The 18795-nt window shown below is 59.4% G+C and carries 28 protein-coding genes and 1 riboswitch; of the genes, 18 read left to right on the top strand and 10 right to left on the bottom strand.

Annotated features, from left to right (window positions below):
* Window positions 1-2: 2 nt before the first annotated feature.
* Window positions 3-1604, bottom strand: a complete 1602-nt coding sequence (locus AB731_RS13325; protein ID WP_047094584.1) for an AbgT family transporter — start codon at window positions 1602-1604, stop codon at window positions 3-5.
* A gap of 139 nt (window positions 1605-1743) precedes the next feature.
* Here AB731_RS13325 and AB731_RS13320 point away from each other — a divergent pair, with 139 nt between their 5' ends.
* The 6 genes from AB731_RS13320 to AB731_RS13295 all read left to right on the top strand — a co-directional run bounded on the left by AB731_RS13320 (window position 1744) and on the right by AB731_RS13295 (window position 6946).
* Entirely contained in the window at window positions 1744-2340 is a 597-nt protein-coding gene (locus AB731_RS13320) for a DUF2585 family protein (protein WP_047094496.1), read from the top strand.
* Window positions 2341-2456: 116 nt separating this feature from the next.
* Complete coding sequence (locus tag AB731_RS13315) at window positions 2457-3122, top strand: hypothetical protein (RefSeq protein ID WP_052769078.1); 666 nt, start codon at window positions 2457-2459, stop codon at window positions 3120-3122.
* A gap of 47 nt (window positions 3123-3169) precedes the next feature.
* Window positions 3170-3277, top strand: a riboswitch (TPP riboswitch).
* Between the two features lie 48 nt (window positions 3278-3325).
* Window positions 3326-5233: a phosphomethylpyrimidine synthase ThiC gene (gene thiC, locus AB731_RS13310; RefSeq protein WP_047094495.1), complete on the top strand. Its 1908-nt coding sequence runs from the start codon at window positions 3326-3328 to the stop codon at window positions 5231-5233.
* A 103-nt stretch (window positions 5234-5336) separates the two neighbouring features.
* Complete coding sequence (locus AB731_RS13305; RefSeq protein WP_197076232.1) at window positions 5337-5882, top strand: hydrolase; 546 nt, start codon at window positions 5337-5339, stop codon at window positions 5880-5882.
* A gap of 84 nt (window positions 5883-5966) precedes the next feature.
* Entirely contained in the window at window positions 5967-6359 is a 393-nt protein-coding gene (locus tag AB731_RS13300; protein ID WP_047094494.1) for a DUF4304 domain-containing protein, read from the top strand.
* An 89-nt stretch (window positions 6360-6448) separates the two neighbouring features.
* Window positions 6449-6946 (top strand): hypothetical protein, encoded by a 498-nt coding sequence (locus AB731_RS13295; RefSeq protein WP_231638951.1) that lies wholly within the window; start codon window positions 6449-6451, stop codon window positions 6944-6946.
* Window positions 6947-7079: 133 nt separating this feature from the next.
* Here the strand turns inward: AB731_RS13295 and AB731_RS13290 are convergent, their stop codons facing one another.
* A complete protein-coding gene (locus tag AB731_RS13290; protein ID WP_047094493.1) occupies window positions 7080-8012 on the bottom strand; it encodes a 5'-nucleotidase in 933 nt (310 codons plus the stop codon).
* A gap of 118 nt (window positions 8013-8130) precedes the next feature.
* Window positions 8131-8739, bottom strand: a complete 609-nt coding sequence (locus AB731_RS13285; RefSeq protein ID WP_231638950.1) for a DUF2726 domain-containing protein — start codon at window positions 8737-8739, stop codon at window positions 8131-8133.
* A gap of 98 nt (window positions 8740-8837) precedes the next feature.
* Here AB731_RS13285 and AB731_RS13280 point away from each other — a divergent pair, with 98 nt between their 5' ends.
* Complete coding sequence (locus AB731_RS13280) at window positions 8838-9374, top strand: hypothetical protein (RefSeq protein ID WP_052769077.1); 537 nt, start codon at window positions 8838-8840, stop codon at window positions 9372-9374.
* Window positions 9375-9538: 164 nt separating this feature from the next.
* Here the strand turns inward: AB731_RS13280 and AB731_RS13275 are convergent, their stop codons facing one another.
* On the bottom strand, window positions 9539-9988 hold the full coding sequence (locus AB731_RS13275) for a pyridoxamine 5'-phosphate oxidase family protein (protein WP_047094578.1): 450 nt from the start codon (window positions 9986-9988) through the stop codon (window positions 9539-9541).
* Between the two features lie 191 nt (window positions 9989-10179).
* On the opposite strand from AB731_RS13275, the gene AB731_RS13270 reads away from it, so the two are divergent.
* Window positions 10180-10392 carry a hypothetical protein gene (locus AB731_RS13270; protein ID WP_047094492.1) on the top strand — a complete coding sequence of 71 codons (213 nt, stop codon included), beginning with the start codon at window positions 10180-10182 and terminating at the stop codon, window positions 10390-10392.
* Window positions 10393-10465: 73 nt separating this feature from the next.
* Window positions 10466-10783, top strand: a complete 318-nt coding sequence (locus tag AB731_RS13265) for a hypothetical protein (protein WP_197076231.1) — start codon at window positions 10466-10468, stop codon at window positions 10781-10783.
* Between the two features lie 22 nt (window positions 10784-10805).
* Here the strand turns inward: AB731_RS13265 and AB731_RS14345 are convergent, their stop codons facing one another.
* Window positions 10806-10934, bottom strand: a complete 129-nt coding sequence (locus AB731_RS14345; RefSeq protein WP_269429542.1) for a hypothetical protein — start codon at window positions 10932-10934, stop codon at window positions 10806-10808.
* 135 nt (window positions 10935-11069) lie between these two features.
* On the opposite strand from AB731_RS14345, the gene AB731_RS13260 reads away from it, so the two are divergent.
* Window positions 11070-11414 carry an HPF/RaiA family ribosome-associated protein gene (locus tag AB731_RS13260; RefSeq protein ID WP_047094491.1) on the top strand — a complete coding sequence of 115 codons (345 nt, stop codon included), beginning with the start codon at window positions 11070-11072 and terminating at the stop codon, window positions 11412-11414.
* 8 nt (window positions 11415-11422) lie between these two features.
* Here AB731_RS13260 and AB731_RS13255 read toward each other — a convergent pair whose 3' ends face one another.
* Complete coding sequence (locus AB731_RS13255) at window positions 11423-11887, bottom strand: YaiI/YqxD family protein (protein ID WP_047094490.1); 465 nt, start codon at window positions 11885-11887, stop codon at window positions 11423-11425.
* Window positions 11888-11900: 13 nt separating this feature from the next.
* Window positions 11901-12230, bottom strand: a complete 330-nt coding sequence (locus AB731_RS13250) for a DUF962 domain-containing protein (protein ID WP_047094489.1) — start codon at window positions 12228-12230, stop codon at window positions 11901-11903.
* A gap of 74 nt (window positions 12231-12304) precedes the next feature.
* Between AB731_RS13250 and AB731_RS13245 the strand changes: the two genes are divergently transcribed.
* Window positions 12305-12736: a DUF6491 family protein gene (locus tag AB731_RS13245; protein ID WP_047094488.1), complete on the top strand. Its 432-nt coding sequence runs from the start codon at window positions 12305-12307 to the stop codon at window positions 12734-12736.
* A gap of 3 nt (window positions 12737-12739) precedes the next feature.
* Here AB731_RS13245 and AB731_RS13240 read toward each other — a convergent pair whose 3' ends face one another.
* Complete coding sequence (locus AB731_RS13240) at window positions 12740-13954, bottom strand: FAD-binding domain-containing protein (RefSeq protein ID WP_047094487.1); 1215 nt, start codon at window positions 13952-13954, stop codon at window positions 12740-12742.
* A gap of 52 nt (window positions 13955-14006) precedes the next feature.
* Entirely contained in the window at window positions 14007-14570 is a 564-nt protein-coding gene (locus AB731_RS13235; RefSeq protein WP_047094576.1) for a lipocalin family protein, read from the bottom strand.
* Window positions 14571-14691: 121 nt separating this feature from the next.
* Here AB731_RS13235 and AB731_RS13230 point away from each other — a divergent pair, with 121 nt between their 5' ends.
* From AB731_RS13230 to AB731_RS13205, 6 genes are all read left to right on the top strand, one after another.
* A complete protein-coding gene (locus AB731_RS13230) occupies window positions 14692-15429 on the top strand; it encodes a hypothetical protein (RefSeq protein WP_047094486.1) in 738 nt (245 codons plus the stop codon).
* Between the two features lie 219 nt (window positions 15430-15648).
* Window positions 15649-15861, top strand: a complete 213-nt coding sequence (locus AB731_RS13225; protein ID WP_047094485.1) for a cold-shock protein — start codon at window positions 15649-15651, stop codon at window positions 15859-15861.
* 99 nt (window positions 15862-15960) lie between these two features.
* Complete coding sequence (locus tag AB731_RS13220; protein ID WP_047094484.1) at window positions 15961-16233, top strand: hypothetical protein; 273 nt, start codon at window positions 15961-15963, stop codon at window positions 16231-16233.
* Window positions 16234-16399: 166 nt separating this feature from the next.
* Window positions 16400-16714: a hypothetical protein gene (locus AB731_RS14045; RefSeq protein WP_156167470.1), complete on the top strand. Its 315-nt coding sequence runs from the start codon at window positions 16400-16402 to the stop codon at window positions 16712-16714.
* Window positions 16711-17286 carry a fasciclin domain-containing protein gene (locus AB731_RS13210; protein WP_047094482.1) on the top strand — a complete coding sequence of 192 codons (576 nt, stop codon included), beginning with the start codon at window positions 16711-16713 and terminating at the stop codon, window positions 17284-17286. Before AB731_RS14045 ends, AB731_RS13210 begins: the two co-directional genes overlap by 4 nt.
* A 133-nt stretch (window positions 17287-17419) precedes the next feature.
* Window positions 17420-17869: a DUF3429 domain-containing protein gene (locus AB731_RS13205; protein ID WP_047094481.1), complete on the top strand. Its 450-nt coding sequence runs from the start codon at window positions 17420-17422 to the stop codon at window positions 17867-17869.
* An 8-nt stretch (window positions 17870-17877) separates the two neighbouring features.
* On the opposite strand, the gene AB731_RS13200 is transcribed toward AB731_RS13205, so the two are convergent.
* Window positions 17878-18276: a BLUF domain-containing protein gene (locus AB731_RS13200; RefSeq protein ID WP_052769076.1), complete on the bottom strand. Its 399-nt coding sequence runs from the start codon at window positions 18274-18276 to the stop codon at window positions 17878-17880.
* A gap of 73 nt (window positions 18277-18349) precedes the next feature.
* On the opposite strand from AB731_RS13200, the gene AB731_RS13195 reads away from it, so the two are divergent.
* On the top strand, window positions 18350-18787 hold the full coding sequence (locus AB731_RS13195; protein ID WP_047094480.1) for a COG3650 family protein: 438 nt from the start codon (window positions 18350-18352) through the stop codon (window positions 18785-18787).
* Window positions 18788-18795 lie beyond the last annotated feature (8 nt).

Genomic DNA, 18795 nt, shown 5'->3' with positions numbered 1-18795 from the left:
CCCTACGGCGTGTAATAGGTCGGCGAACCCGGCCCCACAGGAAGGCCGAAAACGAAGGTCCAGAGGTAGAAGAAGATCGACCACGCGGTGATGAAACAGATCGTGTAGGGCAGCATCATCGCGATCAGCGTGCCGACGCCCAGATCTTTCTGGTAACGCGTCGCCCATGCCAGGATCAGCCCGAAGTAGCTCATCATCGGGGTGATGATATTGGTGGTGGAATCGCCGATCCGATAAGCTGCCTGGATGGTTTCAGGTGAATATCCGATCAGCATAAGCATCGGCACAAAAATGGGCGCGGTGACGGCCCATTGCGCACTGGCCGATCCCAGCGACAGATTGATGACCGCGCACAGCAGGATGAACAGGAAGAACACCATCGGCCCGGTCATCCCGGTACTGACAAGGAAGTTCGCCCCCGTCACAGCCGTAATCGCGCCCAGATTGGTCCAGCCGAAAAAGGCCACGAACTGCGCGGCGAAGAATACCAGCACGATATACAGGCCAAGAGAGCTGAGCGCCGCGGCCATTGCGTCGATCACATCGCGGTCCGACTTCATCGTGCCGACGGCGCGGCCATAGATATATCCGATGGTAACGAAGAAGATGAATATCCACACGACGAAGCCATCGAAAAATGGCGAGTCCATCCGGTCCCCATCTTCTGCATTGCGCAGCACGCCCCATTCAGGGACCAGGGTTAGCGCCATCAGGCCAAGCACGCCGAGAAGCGCGATGCCTGCCCAGCGCAGGCCCTTGCGTTCATCACCGGTCAGCGGCTGCATCATCCCATCGTCAAGGATTGTGGGATCGGCCTTGGCCGCGTCATACGCGCCCAGCTTCGGCTCCACGATATAGATGCTGACCAGCGAACCGATGATGGTAATCAGAAATGTGGATGCGAACATGAAGAACCAGTTCGCTGTCGCCAGAACGGTATAGTCCGGGTCGATCAATTGTGCAGCTTCTGTGGTTATCCCTGCCAGCAGCGGATCAATCGTACCGATCAGCAGGTTGGCGCTGTATCCGCCCGATACCCCGGCAAAGGCCGCTGCCATTCCTGCCAGCGGATGGCGGCCCAGCGCGTAATAGATCGCTCCGCCAAGCGGGATGAGGACCACATAGCCCACTTCGCTGGCGGTATTGGAAATGATGCCGGCAAACACGATGGCTACCGTCACCAGCTTGGGCGGCGCGCCCATGACCATGCTGCGTACAGCCGCACTCAGCAGGCCGGATTTTTCCGCCACGCCGACGCCCAGCATCGCGACCAGAACGACGCCCAGTGGGGCAAAGCCGGTGAAATTGTCCACCAGGCCAGTGAATATCCGTCGCACCCCGTCGCCGTCCATCAGGCTGACCGCACGGATCATTCCGTCTTCCGCCACGCCGTTGCCACCAGCGGGGCGCGGATCGGTGACAGCTACGCCCATCCAGCCGAACAGTCCGGACAGCAGGACAATGCCAATCGCCAGCAGTGCAAACAGCGTCACCGGATGCGGCAGCAGATTGCCGAGCCATTCCACCCCGTCGAGGAAGCGGGTAAAAGCATTACGCTTCTTGGGCAAATCTGGCTGGAGAGCCGGTGCTGGGAATTCTGTCATGAAGGCGGCCTTATGAAAGGTCAGGTGGATATTTGCATCTTTGCCTAGCGGCATTGGTGCCTTTCTCAAGACCCCCATATTGCCACAAGCTGACCGCAGGGCTTGCCAGCCGCTTTGCATTGTCTAGCATTCGGGCAGCATGACACGCCTTGTCCCAAACCGCCGCGCCATCATTATATCGGCAGCCATAGCCGTCGTAACGGTCCTGATCCTTCTCGCCATGGACCGGCCCCCCATTTGCGAATGCGGCTACGTCAAACTGTGGCACGGACAGATCAACGATAGCGGCAACAGCCAGCATATCTCAGACTGGTACACGCCAAGCCACATTATTCACGGGATGATTTTCTACGCGCTGGGCTGGCTGCTTTTCACCAAGTGGGGCTGGGGCGGAGTGGATGGCCAGCGCTGGGGGCTGGCACTGGCAGTGGCGCTGGAGTCCGCCTGGGAGATCCTCGAAAACACCCCGCTGGTGATCGACCGCTTCCGCTCGGTCACCGCAAACTGGGGCTATTCCGGCGACAGCGTGCTCAATTCAGCCGCCGATATCGGCTGGATGGCCTTCGGCTTCTGGCTCGCCTTGCGCTTGCCAGTGAAGCTGACGGCGGCGCTGGCGCTGATCGGAGAGGTCGTGGCGGCGCTGGCCGTGCGTGACAATCTGACGCTCAATGTCATCATGCTGCTGTACCCGGTGGACGCGATTGCACAGTGGCAGGCGGCTGGCATGGCTGCATAGGGTGCGTTTCCGGGACCCATTGAGGGTTCTGTCGAAAGCCGTGCGGGTTTGGTCGGCTGGCTGTAGCCCTTAACGAAAATCACCTGTCTGGGCTGGCTTCCAATCTGGAGAGCCTAATGTCCGTATCAAACGCCAATCTGCAGCGTGCCAGCACCCTGGTCGCCACCGCGCTGATCGTAACTGTGGTCACGCAAATCTTGTATTTGGCGCTGCTCGGCGGACCGCAGCCTTCGGACCCGGCGGCCGGGCTGACCAATGCAGATATCGCTGCATATTTCACTGACCGCTGGAACGAAGTTGCGATTGTCTGGACGGTGGAGGCCATCACCTTCATTACCATCGCCGTGGGAGCATTGTTTGCAATGGTTGATGATCGCCGCAGACTTGGCTGGGCGGCGATCGCAATCGCGGGCATTCTCAACATCGTGCAAATCGGTATCGGCCTGACCCTGTTCAAACCTGTTGCATTGGCAGGGGAAGACTACACGTGGATGTTCTGGGCTGTGGTTTCCGGTGCCTTTGGTTTTTACTTCATTGCCAAAATCGCACTGGGTATTGCCGCCGCTGTATTCGGCCTGAGCTTCATGCGCGAGGCGGTCGGGCTGATGGGCCGCATCATTGGCGGGCTGACGCTTGCTGTTGGCACGCTGGCGGCCATTTCCAACATCGCCGCCTTGGGTGCCGGGATGAACTGGCTGTTCGTGGCTGGTGGTTCGGGAACTCTGGCAGCGTTGTTGCTGGGGATCGTGCTGGCGATTTCAGGAAAAGACCGCAAGGCATGAACCGGGCCCAAGCAGCTTTACGCTGGGCGACATAACCTCTACACAACGATCCATCCCCGGGGAGCGTGCTTGCGCTGAGAGGAAGGTATCGCACCCTTCGACCCGTAGAACCTGAACCGATTAGCATCGGCGGAGGGAGTGGTCTGGTTCCCGAAATGCACAGGGCCAGAAATCCGCTCTCCCGCCTCAAGGAGAGTATCCCCATGGCCGACATCAATTCGCAATTCGAAATCGGTGTCACCACCGGCCCCATTCGCGGCAGCCGCAAGGTTCATGTACCGGCGCAAAGCAATCCGGCCGTGAAAGTGGCCATGCGGGAAATCGATCTGGAGCCTTCCAGCGGCGAGCCGCCGATCCGTGTGTACGACACCTCCGGCCCCTATACTGATCCAGATGCCAAGATCGACATCAACACCGGCCTGCCGCAGCTCCGCCGCGAATGGCAGCTCGCTCGCGGTGATGTTGAGGAATACACCGCCCGCGAAATCAAGCCGGAGGACAACGGCCAGCTTGGGCCAGACCGCAGCGGCGGCGTGCCAGCATTCCCCAATGTCTCCAAGACTGTGCTGCGCGGCAAGCCGGGCGCGAACCTCTCCCAGATGTACTATGCCCGCCAAGGCATCATCACGCCGGAAATGGAATATGTGGCGGAGCGGGAGAACCTTGGCCGCGCGCAAATGAAGAACGCCGCCCGTGATCGCGGCGAAAGCTGGGGCGCGGAAATTCCTGACTATGTCACGCCGGAATTCGTGCGCGATGAAGTGGCGCGCGGGCGGGCGATCATCCCCTCCAACGTCAACCACCCTGAGTCCGAGCCTATGGCTATCGGGCGCAATTTCCTCGTGAAGATCAATGCCAATATCGGCAATTCCGCCGTCGCATCCGATGTCGCGAATGAAGTCGACAAGATGGTCTGGTCGATCCGCTGGGGCGCGGACACGGTCATGGACCTCTCCACTGGCCGCAACATCCACGACACCCGCGAATGGATCATCCGCAACAGCCCTGTCCCCATCGGCACAGTGCCGATTTATCAGGCGCTGGAGAAGGTCGGCGGCGTTGCTGAAGACCTCACCTGGGATATTTTCCGCGATACTCTGATCGAGCAGGCCGAACAGGGCGTCGATTATTTCACCATCCATGCGGGCGTGCGCCTCGCCTATGTGCCGATGGCCGCCAAGCGCGTCACCGGCATCGTGTCGCGCGGCGGCTCCATCATGGCGAAATGGTGCCTCGCGCATCATAAGGAGAGCTTCCTGTACGAGAAGTTCGACGAGATCACCGAGATCATGAAGGCCTATGACATTGCCTACAGCCTGGGTGATGGCCTGCGCCCGGGCAGCATCGCGGACGCCAATGACGAGGCACAATTTGCAGAGCTGTACACGCTGGGCGAACTCACCCACCGCGCATGGAAAGAAGACGTGCAGGTCATGATCGAAGGGCCGGGCCATGTGCCCATGCACAAGATCAAGGAAAACATGACCAAGCAGCTGGAAGTGTGCGGTGAAGCTCCGTTCTACACGCTCGGCCCGCTCGTCACCGATATTGCGCCGGGATATGACCACATCACCAGCGGCATCGGCGCAGCCCAGATCGGCTGGTACGGCACGGCGATGCTTTGCTACGTCACGCCGAAAGAACACCTCGGCCTGCCTGACCGGGACGATGTGAAGGTCGGCGTGGTGACATACAAGCTGGCGGCCCACGCAGCCGATCTGGCGAAGGGCCATCCCGCCGCACAGGTGCGCGACAACGCGCTGAGCAAGGCGCGCTTCGAATTCCGCTGGCGCGACCAGTTCAACCTCAGCCTCGACCCCGACACGGCAGAGGAATTCCACGACCAGACCCTGCCCGCAGAAGGCGCGAAGACGGCGCATTTCTGCTCCATGTGCGGGCCGAAGTTCTGTTCCATGCAGATCAGCCAGGAAGTGCGCGATTTCGCCGCCAAGCAGAACGAAAGCCCGGAAACCTTCCTCGCTTCAGAAAAGCTCGGCAGCGACACTGCAGAGGCCAGCCGCCAGGCCGCGCTGAAAGGAATGGAGGAAATGAGCGCGCTGTACAAAGCCAAGGGCGAGCATCTCTACCTGCCGGAAGAAGAAACCGAATAACGCTCCGCCAACACCCGATCGCGCTGCCGGAATAGGGACCTTTCCGTATTCCGGCAGCGCTTCCTTGTGCGTCAATCTGCGACCTTCCCCTCAGGAGGCATTGATGACAACCGCACTGCAAGCCGAACTGCCCACCAACGCCACGCCCAAGATCGATCCGCTGGACGCGCCGAGCCTGTGCTGTCCGCGCTTTCATCCCGAAGGGTGGGACAACCAGCACCTGCATTTCGACAACAAGCGCTTTGTGCGGGCCACCACGAAATTGCGCGATCACGTGCCGCTGGATATGGACATCGTGTTCCCCGAAACCTTTACCGCGATCATGGATGCCGGCGCGCTGGATGAAACGCATCCGCTGGTTCTCAGCCGCGATCTTTCTGCCGAACAGGGGGAGCATCTGTTCGCCGTGGACGCCGAAGTGCCCGATGCGGAAATGGTGACCCTGTCAGGCCATTACCGCACCCGCGTGTTCGATGCGCCTTATGAAAAGGCCCCGGTGCTGATGGAAGGCTTCCGCCGCGAACTTCAGGAGGAGGGGGAGGAGCCGGAGGAAAGCTGGGTCTTCTACACCACCTGCCCCTTGTGCGCGGAGGAATACGGCCACAATTACATGGTGCTGGTGGACAAGGTGGGTAACGGCGCGGCTTAGCGGTTTGTTAAAACCGGCGGGCGAAAAGCTGTCATCGCCTGAAGGAGAAACACGGTAGCCCAGCCCGAAACCACGCGCGATGAAATGGACGCGGCGATCAGGCAGGTCGTCGTCCCCCATTTGCGCGCCCTCGGCTTCAAAGGCTCGCTGCCCGATTTCCACCGTCCGCGCGGGGAGGCGGTGGATCTGCTGACCTTCCAGTTCAACCGGAATGGAGGAGCCTTTGTGGTGGAGCTGGGCCGCGTGGCTGCAGGCGGGTTCGACTTCCACGGCAAGCACATCCCCGCCGCCAGGGCGAAGACCCGCTATCTGAAAGAACGCCACCGCCTCGGCAGCGAATTGCGCGTCAATTACGGCGACCACTGGTTCGCGTTTGCGATACGCGATCCGGCGGACGTGGCGCGCGAAGTCTGCGCGGAGCTGGACCGGGCGGAGCTGTGGGCGTTTCTGGATGAATTGCAGGTGCTTGGGGGCTGAAACGCCGCCCGGACGATTTGCGTATTCCCTTGCCTTCCTGCCTGCCCTACTCCTGCAGGCATATGTCCGGTTGGCAGGAAGAAAATCGCATGTGGAAACCCGCAATGGCCGCTGCTGCGGCGCTTGGCATCTGGCTGGTGCCGGTGGCCGCGCAGGCGCAAATATCGGCAGAGGCCAATCTGGCCCGCGCAGAGGGCGAATGGGGCGCGGAAGTGGGCGCGGCCTACAGCCTCCCGCTGCTCCCCGGCTTTACCCTGCGCCCCGGCGGCGGAGTGTTTGTGTATGAACGCGAAAACGACCGCTATTTCATAGACCGGTTCGATGACGGCGACGGGCGCTGCCGCGACATCACCAACGGCCAGTTCGCCGATAGCGATTTGTGCGGCAATACTTCCGTAAGCGCCTATGCCCGGCTGGAGGGAACCTACACGCTGCTGGGCACGACCGAAGTCGGCATAGGCGGACGGCTCAGCGGCGACGGCCTGCGCCCCTACGCCACAGCCAGCTTCCCCGTCCTCCCGCGCGTTCGGGTGAAAGCCAATGGCGGGGATCGGTATTTCGCGCTGGGGCTAAGGGCGGATTTTTGAGGGGTTGGGTTGGGGGTTGCCGAGCGAAGAGGCTCATGTGAGATGTCTCAATAGGGCACTGTGCGGGCTCTCGTGAGGCCATGCGCAGCGGGCTAGAGGCAAGTACATATGTGCGATCAAATGGATTCTTCAGTTAATCTTGATTACGTATTCCAAACGGAATGTGCACCGAAGGGGTTGTCGCTGAAGCAGGCTCCAGATGTCCCAATTGATCATCGAAGAAAATTTGCGGTTTTAACTCATCGAGAATATTTTTCTTATCGATCCCGCCCGTTAGAAACAGTTCATCGATTTCCAACCCATGATGCTCGAGCGTGTGCATCATTCTTTCATGTGCAGGCGCATTACGTGCGGTCACAATCGATACCCGAACGGCCTTCTGCGGATCATTTACAAGCTGCGAATGACTACGCTCTATCTCCTGTATTTTTGAAATTTTCTTAAGCAATGGCATTAAAGGCCCATCTTTTAGGGGCCGTGCTTTGTGCTCGATTTCATGGCGCTGAAACAAGTCGAGGCCGCCGTCCTTATACTGCGTTTCGGCTTCATCATCGACGAGAACACCGTCAAAGTCGAACGCGATCCGTAGCTGAGTGTCTAAATCATGATCAGCCGAAATCGCAGGAGACGGCAGTACCCATCCTGCGGGATGCCCACCAATAGCAGCGCGTTTGACTTCATCTTTGTTTGCGCTGAGATACAAAGATCCTCCGACCGACTTGAGGTATTTGAAAGGATCGTCGCCAGATAAGAAGAAGCTACGAGTGATATCGAGACCATACTCGGGCATTGCGTCCATTATTCTGAGACCGGCTTTCGGATCATTTCGCGAGAGAACAATCACTTCGACTGGACGGTGATCGGGGAATTTCTCATTTAAACCTAAGAGTCGTTTCACAAATGGAAATGCAGAACCAGGAAGAGGAGTAATTTTGCGATTTTCCCGCTGATATTTGCGAAAGGCTTCAACCCCCTCTCTTTGAAAAATCTCACTTTCATGTGCTAGATCAAACAGCGCCGAAGAAGTCACGCCGACGACTAACTTTTCGTGAATTGGAAACCCCATAAGTGCATTCCTTTGTGAAACCGGAAAATGCTGAGAAATCCAAGTTTTACTAGCCCTATGCAGAGGTATATATTGTCAGGTTTTTGGCAAGCGCTATTTTAAATGTTCTGAACCGATACTAGACTCCCGGCACCAACTTCTCCACCAACTGCCGCAGTTCCGCAGGTGTAGTGTGGCCAGCCACAATCTCATGATACCCGATCCCCGCTTTCCGCAGCGCCTCTTTTTTCACCGCATCGCGCGCGGCGGCGCTGCCTTGGTGGTGGCCGGTTCCTTGATATTCCAGCGCATGAACCACGCAGCATTTCTCGTCCATCAGCGCGAAATCGACGCGCTTTGAGTTGACGGAGAAAAACGCGCTGCGGTCTGGACTGGAAAGAAATTCACCGAGCGAGACCTGCGCCATGACCTGCCACGCGGGATTACGCTCGATCACTGCGGCATCCAGTGACTTGAACACTTTGGCCTCTGGCTTGTTCAGCAAGGGGCGCGGCTTGAAGTCGGCACCCATGACCAATTTCAGCTGATCGGCGGCGTCATTGATCCGCTTGTCTGGACCGTTTCGGTTCTTTGCCCAGTTTGTATTGGGCTTGTATTTACTTGAGCGGCCTTTGCCCCGGCCCTTGGGCTTGCCGAAAAGCTCCTTGAGAACAAACACTGCCACCAAGACGACCCCGAGGAAAATAAACGGCGGTGTCATTAGTGTTGAAATCAATGCTTCGACCATCTGGCCCCCCTCGAAGTGATTCCCAGCAACGTTCTGATTCTTAGTGAAAACCGTCAAGTACTTTCCTACACCCCCCAAACCGTGCCTCGCTGCGCGGTATGAACCAGCACACATCCATCACCCCCGCCGTCGTCTCGACAACTGCAACCGAAATCCAGCCGCGCCATGATGGTTGGACCCTGCCCAAGCAGGCCGAGTTCCTGCGCCATCTGGCCGCCTCGCATTGCGTCTCTCAGGCGGCGAGTGCTGTCGGCATGTCCCGGCAGTCGGCCTATCGCCTGCGCAATCGCCTCAAGGGAGAGCCGTTCGATATTGCGTGGGCCTGCGCCTTCCGGCGGCAGTATGATGCGCTGGCGGAGGCGGCGCTGGAGCGCGCATTGAATGGCGTGGAGGTGCCGCATTTTCACAAGGGAGAGCTGGTGCATGTCTCGCGCCGCTATGACGAGCGGCTGACAGTCGCGCTGCTCGCCATGCAGGACCGCCTCACCCCGATCCCGCGCGCCCGCTATGCCGAGCATGTGATGGCTCCGGCAGATGATTTCGAGGCTCTGGTAGAGCGGGTGGCCGAGGGGGACGAGCAGTGGAGCCATGACTGCGATGATGACGAGGAGGATTGCGCCGAAGGGGAGGGCTGAAAGATGCCGCGACCCGAAAAACGGCGGAAGAGTGTCACCCTGACGATTGCCCGCAAAAACGGCGGATTTGAGCGGATTTTGGGGCGAGCGGGCAGGGTGACGCAGTGTAACCTTTGTCACCCACCCCACGTTTCGTTCTGCTTCTGCGCCAGCTGCGCACTGGCTCAGGCGATATCGAAATCGCCTTCGTTTTCGCCGTCCCAATATGCGGCGCGGGTGGCCTTGATGTGGAGCATGACCATGCCTTCTGTTTCCGTGCCGTCCTTGAACCAGCGTTCCAGGCCTTCGGTCCAGTGCTTTTCAAACGCTGCCTTGTCCCGCACGATTTTCGCTTCGCCTTCAATCGCGATAAAGGCACCGGGCGCGCCTTGCGGGGATGGGGCGCCCTGAAACGACAGGCCGACTTTGGGATCGCCCTTGATATCGGTCACCATCAGGGAATCCTCCCAGGTGAAGTAATAGCTGTCGCCGGAATAATCGACCTGGCCATTGTTGCTCATCGGGCGCGCGCCGATCTGCCCGTCTTTCGTGTGGGTGCCCAGCATGGCGAAATCGATATCCTTCATCGCCCGGGCAATGTGATCAAGATGCTGCTGGGTGGTTTTGTCGGCCATTATCAGTTCTTTCCTTTGCCCCGTCAGCATATGAAGCGCTTGGCAGAGGCAGGCGTTCCGGCCATTGATCTGGCAGGCGGCAGGATGGCTGCACTTGGTATTGCAGCAATATCCGCTACATCGCCTCCTTCATTATCCGCAAAGCCGCGCCCGCATCCCTCCGGGCAGCCGCTGACCAGACAGGACATACAATGGCCGATCTCTATCTCAAATCGCTGGAGGCGGAGCGCCGCCAACTGTGGGCGACCTGCCGCCTGAAGGGCCTGGCGAAAGACACGCCGGAGCGTCTTCGCATCGCAGAACTGGATCGTCTGCTGGCAGAACACCGCGACGCCAAAAAGGCGGGAAAGGCACCCGAAGCCGCGAAACCGGCAGACAAAGCGGGCGATCCGCCAAAGGCGTGATAGCGCTTGCAACCATTGGCTCCGCCGACCATTGGTGCAGTGCAGCATCTTGCTGACAAAGGATTATGTCGCCATGCCGAAGACCGCAAAGCCAAAGACCAGGACCTCCGCAACTGCCAAGACCATGCCTGAGCTGATGCTCGACAGCTGGATGTTGGCGGGAGAGGCGTCTTACGTCATGTGGCTGCGCGGCATCCGCCTGATGGCTGGCGGAAAGCTGGCCGAACAGGAAGCCGGGCGAATGGTTTCCGAAAAGATGCTGGCCAGCATGACGCTGATCCCCGCCGTGATGGCGGGCGGAATTGGCCAGTCTGTGGAAAGCGCGGGGTCACGCGCACTGGCGCATTATCGCAAGCCCGTGCGCGCCAACCGCCGCCGCTTATCCCGCTGACCGGGGCCGTTAGGCTCTGCGCCTAGCTGTTCTTCATATTCTCCAGCCCCTTGATGCCGCCAGCCTTTTGCGACGGTTGGGAGGCGTTGGTTTTCACCTTTTCCTTTTTGGGTTTGCGGGCTTCCTTGTTCGATTTTTGTCCCTTGGACATGGTATTTCCCATCAGGGCGGAATGCCCCGAGCAAGGCATACGCCTGTTGCTGCAACAAAGCGCCTGAATTCGGGAAACCGCGCGCCGCCCGGGCGTTGGTCATGAACCGTATCATTTCACCAGAAAGAGACAGTCATGCAGTTCCAGTTCAATTCCGACAGCTCCGTCATGGGCACCGAAAACGTGGCCGACCGGATCGAGGCACAGGTGCGCGAAAAGCTCGCCCGTTTCGAAGACCGGTTGACGCGGGTGGAGGTCCATGTGCGCGATGAAAACGGCGCGAAGGGCGGCGGGGATGACAAGGCTTGCATGATCGAAGCGCGGATTCGCGGGGGCAAGCCGATCGGCGTGACAGCCCATGCCGCCAAAGTGGATGATGCGGCGCGCAAGGCCGCCAGTACAATCGCGCAGCGGCTGGAACGGCATTTCGGCAAGGCGGGCAAGGATAACCACGCACCTCGCCCCGACAAGGTGATGTAGTAGCCCGGCTATCGGGCGAGGGTCGTAAGAACCCGGTCGAGCGATTGCAGGAAACGGGAACGGTCCGCCTTGCTGAATGGCGGCGGACCGCCACCGATGCCGTCCATGCCGCTGCGCAGGTCCGCCATGATGGCGCGGGTCGCAACGGCGCTACCGATGCTGGCAGTGTCGAACGGCTTGCCATTGTGCGCCAGTACCGCTGCGCCTGCTTTCAGGCATCGTTCCGCCAGCAGGATATCGGCTGTGATGACCACGCTGCGGGTGGTGGCATTGTCTGCTATCCAGTCGTCCGCAGCGTCGAAGCTGTCCGACACGATCACGCGCTTCACCCGCTCGCTGACGGGAACGCGGAAGGCGGCATTGCTGACCACACGGACGTGGGCTTTGAAACGATCTGCCACGCGGTAAATCTCGTCCTTCACCGGGCAGGCGTCCGCATCGACGAGAATTGTGACGGGGGGTGCTGCGGTCATACCGGGGGCGTGCCTAGCGCAAGCCGGCCCGATCCAGCTCCGGTCCCAGCTTCCCGCTAAGCCAGAGGAAGTACATCCGAAAATCCGCGGCAAGGCTCCACAAAGGATAGGTGAAGGTGGCTGGCCGGTTCTTTTCAACCGTGAAGTGGGCCAGCCATGCGAAAAAATATCCGGCAAGCGGCATGGCCAGCAGCCACCATGGACGGCCCGTCGCAATGGCGAAAACGGCCACTGCAAATACCAGAGTCGTGCCGATATAATGCAGCGCGCGGGTGAGCGGCCTCCCATGCTCGCGCAGGTAATGCGGCCAGAATTCGGCAAATGTGGTATAGCGCTGTGTCATCTTTGTAATGCTGCGCCATGATGCGTGGCGGTGCAAGGGCAAGGTGGATTTTGGGCAGAAAGGAGCCGCAAAAGATGACGCAAGCTTTTTACACGCCGGCCAAACGGCCTTTCAATGCGATGCTGGGCGCTGCGATCATGCTGGGCCTTGCTGGATGTGCGCCGGTAGAGCGTTCTGGATCGGATGCGAGTGACCAGGTTCTGGCGCAGCTGGATACCAGCCGGTCCTGTTTCAACCAGCGCGAGATACGCGGCTACGCGCGCGCACCAGGCGGCACTGGCACGCGAGAGCGTATCTACTTGGATACTGGACTGAATGAACGGTTCCTGCTGGAAACTGTTGGCGCGTGTCCCGATCTCGACTTCTCTCTGCGTATCCGGCTTGACACCCGAACCATTGGCAGTGTGTGCACAGATGATCTGGCAACGCTGGTGATCCCGCCCACTGCCGTACAGGAATTTGGGCAGTGCCCGGTTCGTGTGCTTGGGCGGGTGCCGAAGGACTGATTATCAGCGTGTCGGCAGACCGATATCTGCCAGCACGCTGTCAATTTCCTTCTTTACCCGAAAGAACCCTGCACGGGCGTAGGGCCATGTAAGCCGGTCGAGATCGGACACCTGCTGGGAAAGCAGACCGCGCTTTTGCAGTGCGACAAGTTCCGGCCAAAGCGCGTCACGGGTCCAGCCGGTGGGAAGGAAGGGCGTGATAAGGTGCTCCACTTTCGACTGTGCCAAAAGATCGGGCAACGCCTGATCGCCCTGCCAATCGGCAATGGGGCAACCATAGGCCGCAGCTGCAGCTTTGAGCCCGTCATCCACCGCGCCATTGGCGAAGGCGAGGGCATGCTTGCCTACCGCCCCGGTAGAGCGTGCAGCAGGACGCGCTGCGCCGATAACGATCGCGGGTTCATGCGGCAGATCAAGGCCTGAATGGCTCGCGCCCTCATCATGGAGCAGCAGAGCAAATGGCGCGCCGGGCATGGCGCTGTCAGGGAAATCCAGATCAATCCGAGGGTATTCGGCGCTTTCCGTCAGCGGATGTGCCTCCGTTGCCAATCCATTGGCTGCAAGCGGCCCGGCTGGATGTCCCACGGTATAACGCGCAATGTTGTCGGCCCGCGCCAGATAGGTCTTTCCTTGGGTGTGCAGCCCGCCAACCCAGCGCCAGCTAAGCGTGTTCGAAGCCGCATCGCCATCCATCAAATGCCGCAGGAAAAAATCCGCGCCCAGGGTCCAATCAAGCTTCAAAGTGAAGATCCAGATGCTGGCAAACCACATGCGGGCATGATTATGGAGATAGCCCGTCTCTGCCAATTCCCGCGCCCAGTGATCGAAGGCGGCAATACCGGTGCGGCCTTCTACTGCCTCCGCATAGGATTTGCGCAGCCCGGCATTGCTGTCCAGTGCCTCGAAAGCCGCATCGCGACCGTCACAAAACCCGCGCCAGATGGCCGGGCGCTGTTCCAGATACCCTTTGAAATATACCCGCCAGAAAACTTCCGCGATGAACTTGTCCGCATCCTCCCGGCTGTGCTGATCCAGCGCAGCGGCAATGACTTCGCGCTCCGAGAGCAGGCCCGCATGAAGCCACGGTGACAGCTGCGAGACGTTGGTCCGCGCAGGTCCGGTGTCGTGGTTGCGAGTGTGGGCGTAATCCCCGCCTGCAAGCGGGAGGAAAATTTCGAGCTGCTGGAGCCCGGCGGAGCGGGTGGGGTTGAATTGCATGCAAAGGAAATGGCGCGAGGCGCGATGTTGTTCCGTTGCAGACGAATACCTTTCAGCTTTCCGGCTGCTGTGTCAGCCGCACAAGGCTCCAGTCATAGCCCAACTCGCGCACGCGGGCTTCCAGTGAAGCGCGCAAGTCCTCATCGGGCTGCGCCTCTCTCGTAAGCATCCACAAATAGCGCCCGCTTGGCTCACCCACGATGGACCATGGGTACTCACCGCTCGCATCCGGCTCGCCCCGGTCAAGCACCCAATAATCGCCGTAGAACGGACCAAAGAAGCTGACCCGCAATTGCGCGCCCCGCGTGTCCTCAACAATTTTGGCGCGGCCTGTCGATTGATCGAATTCGCCGTCCAGCCCGTCCCGGTAGCAGGAATTGACCACGCGGATATCGCCATCATCGCGCAGGGAATATTCCGCCGTGACCCCTTCGCAGCCGCGCTGGAAGGGTGCCTCGTAGCGGCCATATTCATACCATGTGCCAAGATAGGCATCGAGCTCGACTGCCTGTGCTGGTTGCGGCACGGAGGAATTGCCTACGGGGCCGGGCGCGCCAACACAGGCACCGACAAGTGCAAGGGAGGCGAGGGCGAATAGGATTCTATGGCTCTTCATGCCAACGTAATGCACGCGGTGCGCGGCAAGTTCCAGAATGACTGTCCGTGGTCCATGCAGCAAAGCGGCGTTGCTATTGCCATGCTCGCTGCCCTCGCCAATAGATGGGTTGGGGGGTTTCATGACAGAACAAAATTATTCGGCAGAAGAGCTGATGCGCGATGCGCGCTTCTTGCGGGCCATGGCCGTCATATTGCTGGTAATGACGCTGGCAGGATTTGCGCCACGTTACCTCCTTCCCCTGGCGCAAGGCACCTATAATCCGCCAGCAGCGTGGAACATGTGGATGCACCCCCATGCGATTGCAGGCTTCGGCTTTTCGCTCCTGTTCATTAGCCAGCCGACACTGATCATGGCGCGCAAGTTTGGCGCACATCGGGTAAGCGGGTGGATTGCTGCCGGTGTCGTCTTCCTTTCGATCGTGAGCGGGGTGGGGGTCCAATTGGGCATGTTCCCGACTTCGCCCGGCGATGCCAGTAACATCATGGGCGGGGCCTTTCGCCTGTTCCAGTCTCTGCCGATGATGGCGGCTTTCTTCGCCGCAGCATGGGCCCTCAAACGGCGACCGGACTGGCATTGGCGCTTCATGTATATGGCAGCCTTTGCGGCAGTCGGGACAATCATCGGGCGACTCTATCAATATTACACGCCGATCCCGGCAGAGGCGATCGGTCCGCTGGTTGGGGCCGCGAATCTCCTGTTTGTTTTGTTTCTGCCGGTTTCTGACAAGATCAGACGCGGGCGGGTGCACAAGGCCAGCTGGATTTCGCTGGGCGCTTTCATTGGCTTCCAGATATTCGTGGCCGTTTTGCTCGGCAGTGGCTGGTGGATGAACGTGGCCACCGCACCGCTCCCCTAGGCAAGACGCAGCAATCATTAGGTAAACTGCGATACCCATGCTAATGAAGCTTCGCTGACGTCGAAATTTGCGACGGACTTCGAGATTTGCCGACCGCCGCTTGCCTTTTCAGGCCCCGGCGCAAACCAGACGACGACTTCCTTTCCCAAGACGATTTGACGCATACCCGGCTTGCATTTTCGCAGGCCGGCAACACTCGTTCTTTGAAAGGAACACATTATGTCGAAGACCGGCACAGTTAAATTCTTCAACACCGACAAGGGCTATGGTTTCATCCAGCCTGACGATGGCTCGAACGACAGCTTCGTGCACATCTCTGCCGTGCAGGCCGCTGGCATGCAGTCGCTCGATAAAGAGCAGCGCCTCAACTATGACGTTGAGTCCGGCCGTAATGGCAAGGAAAGCGCCGTGAACCTGAGCGCTGCTGACTGATCCTTAGCGATCAAGTTGCACAATGAAATCCGGGCGCGGAGCGATCTGCGCCCGGTATTCATTCACTGACCACCTCCAACCCTCTTCGGAGAATCTTCCATGTCGCAATCCTTTGCCTTCTACGACCAGCGCGCCACAGATGCCGCTGCCGAAGCAGAAAAAGCCACGCTCGATAACGTGCGGGATCGCAACTTGCGGGCGGAGAAGACATGGCGTGCGCTGGCCGATCAGGCGCAGAAGGTCGAATCTGACCGCAAGAAGGCCGCAGCAATCCGGCAGGAACGACTCGACCGCGAAGCCGTAGAGGCGGAATTGACCGCGCAGGCGTCAGAAAACACCGAAGAAATGCTCAGCGAACGCGCCGCGGGCTGAGTATCTACGCGAATTACGCCAGAGAGCCTGTCGACCGCATGAGTTGCTGGGCAAACTGACGGCTGACGCCCCGCACAGAGGCCGCAGCCTGGACGCAGCGCGCCACACATCACATTCGCCAAGATTTCTCGGCATACTGGATGCCTCTGCCGATCAAGGCGCCCGTGTGGGACGCGCAGGCCAGACCTTTGTCCCTACCGACGAAGGTCTCTCTCCAAACAGCAGCGATTGTCAGCCATATTCTGCCTATTGCTGCGCCCGTGTTCACTTCCCCTCCCTTGCCGAATTCTGGCGCAGCAATCCGATATTCAAACAAAAGCCTGGTGCTAATCATATCGCGGTGCCTTTTTTTTGCCATATTTGGAACTTCGACACACCCGGCCCGTTGTTAGATGTGAAGAGCCGTGATGGCAGTCAGCCATCCTCGGTGCTCCTGAAAAAATACTCGAACACCATCATCCCGAAAGGATTGATTCTATGAAAAAGTTTTCCATCGCACTTGCCTCCGCCGCTACGCTTGCGCTTGCCGCATGCGGCACGCCGGCAGAAGAGACTAACGAAGCAGATGCCGCTATGGCCGATGAAATGTCGGTTGAAGACACCGCTACCGGAACGATCGTAGACGTTGCCATGGGCAATGGCGATTTCTCGACACTCGTCACTGCCGTGACCGCAGCCGGCCTCGGCGAGACACTGTCGGGCGAAGGTCCGTTCACCGTGTTCGCACCGACCAACGCCGCATTTGACGCCCTGCCAGCAGGAACCGTTGAAGCGTTGACGACGACCGATACCGAAACGCTCGGCTCGATCCTTACCTACCATGTCGTAGCCGGTGAATTGATGGCAGCCGATGTACTGGCCGCCATCGAAGGTGCAGGCGCCGACGGATATGCGCTGACCACGGTCAATGGCGCGACGCTGACTGCAACGCTGGTTGACGGTAATGTCGTCCTGACCGATGCGGCCGGTGGCACAGCAACCGTGACTGCAACCGATGTGGATGCCTCGAACGGCATGATCCACGTGATCGACACGGTCCTGATGCCTGCGTAATTGGCAACACGGCAATTCAATACCAAACGGAAAGGCGGGCCATTGCGGCCCGCCTTTTTGCGTTTGAAGTAACAACCGCCATGGCCTTTGGTTGGCGTAGCCAACGCACGCCTGCATCGTTAGTCACACACCCATGAATGCCATTCCCCCCAATGCGCGATTACTCGGTTTCGCCGGGCTATTTCCACAAATTGGCTGTGCTCTGGCCGTCTGGTTTGGCCCGGAGGAATGGCGCTGGACCGCGATTGCCATGGGATGGGCTTATGCCGCCCTGATTTTCAGCTTTCTGGGAGGCATGTGGTGGGGGCTGGCCGCATCAGCACCAGACGAGGGCCGCCGTGCGCCGCAATGGATATGGCTGGCAGCTGTCACTCCCAGTCTTGTGGCATTGCTCACCTATCTGCCGTGGGTGATCGGGGAAACCTGGCCGGGTCCGTCATTGATCGTGCTGGGGCTGGGCATTCTGGTCAGCCCGCTGGTTGACCTGCGGCTGGTCACGATACGTCCCGTCTGGTGGATAAGCCTGCGAGTGCCGCTTTCCGTGGGACTTGGCCTTGCAACGCTGGCTTTGGCGCTGGGTTAGCGTCCCGGTCAGTCCCTTAGGGACGAAGCAAAGCTGGTGAACAGTATGCGCGTGTCCACGTCCATTTGCTTGGGTAGGGAGGCGGTGAAATCCGACGCGCTGCCCTTGGCTGCAAGCGGTGCAAACAACACGCGCATGGACCAATCCGGGCATTCGCGGCGAGTGATATCCATCTTGCGTAAAATGCTGATATCATTGTGTCTGCCGTCAAGCGAGATCCGTTCCATCGTTGACATGACCGCGTGTTCTTCACCTTCGAGCAACTGCATGAAACGCGCCGAATTGTAGGTGAGCAGGCCGGTTACGCCATGTTCGGCGTTCTTCCGCGCGGAATGCAGGGCCAGTTCGCGTACATCTTCTGAGGCCACGCCATCGCTGGCCATGCTTACGTAAATGAGCGATATCATGTGTCTCTCCGCTACGTTGCATCATATAGAAGCGTGGGAGGGTCAAGAAAAAGTAACCGGCGGAAACACACTGATGAACAGATTTTACGTGGCGGCTGTATCGTCCTTGCTCCTGACTGCTTGCCAGCAAGGTGGCGGAGAAGGGCTGCCGGGCAACAGCGACGATGACCAGCCCTATTCCGGCATCGCCGAAGATGCGGTGCTGGAACTGACGGGGACAGAGCCGTTCTGGAATGCCACCATAAACGGGCTGTCGATGGTCTGGCGGACGCCTGAAAACATCGATGGCGTCAATGTGTCAGTCGAGCGTTTTGCCGGGCGCGGCGGCTTGTCGTTCAGTGGACAGTTGGAAGGTACCGCATTGGATATCGCGGTCACGCCGGGCGAATGCTCTGACGGGATGAGCGATCGCACTTACCCTTTTACCGCAACCGTCGTGATCGGCCGTGACCAGCGCAACGGCTGCGCGTGGCGCGCAGGCGTGGACGAAGCCGCGCTCGGCGAGCCGTAGCGCGCCCG

This window comes from Aurantiacibacter marinus (genome assembly GCF_001021555.1).
Lineage (GTDB): Bacteria > Pseudomonadota > Alphaproteobacteria > Sphingomonadales > Sphingomonadaceae > Alteraurantiacibacter > Alteraurantiacibacter marinus.
This window is presented reverse-complemented; position numbering and strand designations above follow the sequence as displayed.

Coding starts and splice junctions, on each gene's coding strand:
- AB731_RS13325 (WP_047094584.1), bottom strand. CDS start 1,604: ATGACAGAATTCCCAGCACCGGCTCTCCAGCCAGATTTGCCCAAGAAG.
- AB731_RS13320 (WP_047094496.1), top strand. CDS start 1,744: ATGACACGCCTTGTCCCAAACCGCCGCGCCATCATTATATCGGCAGCC.
- AB731_RS13315 (WP_052769078.1), top strand. CDS start 2,457: ATGTCCGTATCAAACGCCAATCTGCAGCGTGCCAGCACCCTGGTCGCC.
- thiC (WP_047094495.1), top strand. CDS start 3,326: ATGGCCGACATCAATTCGCAATTCGAAATCGGTGTCACCACCGGCCCC.
- AB731_RS13305 (WP_197076232.1), top strand. CDS start 5,337: ATGACAACCGCACTGCAAGCCGAACTGCCCACCAACGCCACGCCCAAG.
- AB731_RS13300 (WP_047094494.1), top strand. CDS start 5,967: ATGGACGCGGCGATCAGGCAGGTCGTCGTCCCCCATTTGCGCGCCCTC.
- AB731_RS13295 (WP_231638951.1), top strand. CDS start 6,449: ATGTGGAAACCCGCAATGGCCGCTGCTGCGGCGCTTGGCATCTGGCTG.
- AB731_RS13290 (WP_047094493.1), bottom strand. CDS start 8,012: ATGGGGTTTCCAATTCACGAAAAGTTAGTCGTCGGCGTGACTTCTTCG.
- AB731_RS13285 (WP_231638950.1), bottom strand. CDS start 8,739: ATGGTCGAAGCATTGATTTCAACACTAATGACACCGCCGTTTATTTTC.
- AB731_RS13280 (WP_052769077.1), top strand. CDS start 8,838: ATGAACCAGCACACATCCATCACCCCCGCCGTCGTCTCGACAACTGCA.
- AB731_RS13275 (WP_047094578.1), bottom strand. CDS start 9,988: ATGGCCGACAAAACCACCCAGCAGCATCTTGATCACATTGCCCGGGCG.
- AB731_RS13270 (WP_047094492.1), top strand. CDS start 10,180: ATGGCCGATCTCTATCTCAAATCGCTGGAGGCGGAGCGCCGCCAACTG.
- AB731_RS13265 (WP_197076231.1), top strand. CDS start 10,466: ATGCCGAAGACCGCAAAGCCAAAGACCAGGACCTCCGCAACTGCCAAG.
- AB731_RS14345 (WP_269429542.1), bottom strand. CDS start 10,934: ATGTCCAAGGGACAAAAATCGAACAAGGAAGCCCGCAAACCCAAAAAG.
- AB731_RS13260 (WP_047094491.1), top strand. CDS start 11,070: ATGCAGTTCCAGTTCAATTCCGACAGCTCCGTCATGGGCACCGAAAAC.
- AB731_RS13255 (WP_047094490.1), bottom strand. CDS start 11,887: ATGACCGCAGCACCCCCCGTCACAATTCTCGTCGATGCGGACGCCTGC.
- AB731_RS13250 (WP_047094489.1), bottom strand. CDS start 12,230: ATGACACAGCGCTATACCACATTTGCCGAATTCTGGCCGCATTACCTG.
- AB731_RS13245 (WP_047094488.1), top strand. CDS start 12,305: ATGACGCAAGCTTTTTACACGCCGGCCAAACGGCCTTTCAATGCGATG.
- AB731_RS13240 (WP_047094487.1), bottom strand. CDS start 13,954: ATGCAATTCAACCCCACCCGCTCCGCCGGGCTCCAGCAGCTCGAAATT.
- AB731_RS13235 (WP_047094576.1), bottom strand. CDS start 14,570: ATGAAGAGCCATAGAATCCTATTCGCCCTCGCCTCCCTTGCACTTGTC.
- AB731_RS13230 (WP_047094486.1), top strand. CDS start 14,692: ATGACAGAACAAAATTATTCGGCAGAAGAGCTGATGCGCGATGCGCGC.
- AB731_RS13225 (WP_047094485.1), top strand. CDS start 15,649: ATGTCGAAGACCGGCACAGTTAAATTCTTCAACACCGACAAGGGCTAT.
- AB731_RS13220 (WP_047094484.1), top strand. CDS start 15,961: ATGTCGCAATCCTTTGCCTTCTACGACCAGCGCGCCACAGATGCCGCT.
- AB731_RS13210 (WP_047094482.1), top strand. CDS start 16,711: ATGAAAAAGTTTTCCATCGCACTTGCCTCCGCCGCTACGCTTGCGCTT.
- AB731_RS13205 (WP_047094481.1), top strand. CDS start 17,420: ATGAATGCCATTCCCCCCAATGCGCGATTACTCGGTTTCGCCGGGCTA.
- AB731_RS13200 (WP_052769076.1), bottom strand. CDS start 18,276: ATGATATCGCTCATTTACGTAAGCATGGCCAGCGATGGCGTGGCCTCA.
- AB731_RS13195 (WP_047094480.1), top strand. CDS start 18,350: ATGAACAGATTTTACGTGGCGGCTGTATCGTCCTTGCTCCTGACTGCT.